Origin of the sequence: Streptomyces sp. NPDC006430, from assembly GCF_040612395.1 — a bacterium.
GTDB lineage: Bacteria > Actinomycetota > Actinomycetes > Streptomycetales > Streptomycetaceae > Streptomyces.
Genome location: NZ_JBEXQA010000117.1, coordinates 1 through 1385, shown reverse-complemented (window position 1 = coordinate 1385; position 1385 = coordinate 1). Strand labels below are relative to the sequence as shown.

1 protein-coding gene is annotated in these 1385 nt (G+C 71.4%); it reads right to left on the bottom strand.

The window, feature by feature from the left end; all coding sequences use genetic code 11:
- On the bottom strand, positions 1–1367 hold a 1367-nt coding region (locus tag ABZZ20_RS36855; RefSeq protein WP_356877432.1), incomplete at its 3' end, for a polyketide synthase dehydratase domain-containing protein.
- Positions 1368–1385: the final 18 nt, after the last annotated feature.

Genomic DNA, 1385 nt, shown 5'->3' with positions numbered 1-1385 from the left:
TCACCCTCGGGAAGCTCACCCCACACATGCTGATCAGCCACAGCCACGGTCGGAGCCGCCAGCGGACGCCAAGCGATCTCGAACAACGAATCCTGGCGACCACCGCCCAGCTGCTCCTGCGACACCGGGCGGAACGTCAGGCTCTTCACGGACAGCACCGGAGCACCGGCCGCGTCGGCGGCGTCCAGGGACATGGTGTTCTCGGTGGTCCAGGAGATCCGTATGCGCAGCGCCGTGGCGCCGACCGCGGACAGGGACACGTCCTCCCAGAAGAAGGGCAGCAACGGCTGTCCACCCGCACCTGCCTCGTCGTCGGCACCGCCGCCGATGCCCAGTGCGTGCATCGTGGCGTCGAGGAGGGCAGGGTGCAGGCCGAAGCCCTCGGCATCGCCGTGCGCCTGCTCGGGCAGTTCGATCTCGGCGAAGACGTCGTCCCCGGAGGTCCAGGCGGCCGTGAGGCCCCGGAAGACCGGGCCGTAGTGGTAGCCGCGGCCTTGGAGTAGCTCGTAGGTGTCGCTCACGTCCACCGCGGTGGCGCCGATGGGCGGCCAGACAGTGAAGTCCGTGTCCGCGGTCACCAGGTCGTTGCCGAGCAGGCCCTCGGCGTGCAGCAGCCAGGGGGTGTCTGCCGGGGCGTCCTCGTGGCGCGAGTGGACCCGTACGGTCCGCCGGCCCGAGTCATCGGGCGAGCCGACCGACACCTGGAGGGCGACGCCGCCGTTCGGGGGCAGCACCAGAGGGGCCTGGAGGGTGAGTTCCTGGAGGACGGGGCAGCCGACCTGTTCGCCGGCCTGGAGGGCCATCTCTACGAAGCCGGTCCCCGGCAGCAGCACACTGCCCAGTACCTCGTGGTCGGTGACCCAAGCGTGCGTAGCTGCGGCGAGGCGGCCGGTGAGCACGGCCTCGTCGGAGCCGGCCAGGGTGATGGCCGCGCTGAGGAGCGGGTGGCCGACCGAGGTCTGGCCGTGGTGGGCGACGTCGGTGGCCGGCGTGGCCTCCATCCAGTACCGCTCGTGCTGGAAGGCGTACGTCGGCAGGTCGACGCGGCGTGCGCCCGTGCCGGCGTAGAAGGCCGTCCAGTCGATCGGGGTGCCGGTGGTGTGCAGGCGTGCGAGGGCGGCCAGCAGGGTCCGTGCCTCGGGGCGGTTCTTGCGCAGCGCGGGCTCGGCGATCGTGTCCTGCCCGTCCAGGGAAACCTGGGTCAGGGCGGTGAGGACGGCGTCGGGGCCGAGTTCGAGGAAGCGGGTGACGCCCCTAGTGTGGAGGTGCTGGACGGTGTCGGCGAAGCGTACGGCTTCGCGCAGGTGACGGGTCCAGTAGTCGGGGGTGCCCCAGTCCTCGCTGATCGCGCCGTGGACACCGGACACGACCGGAATCCTCGCCTC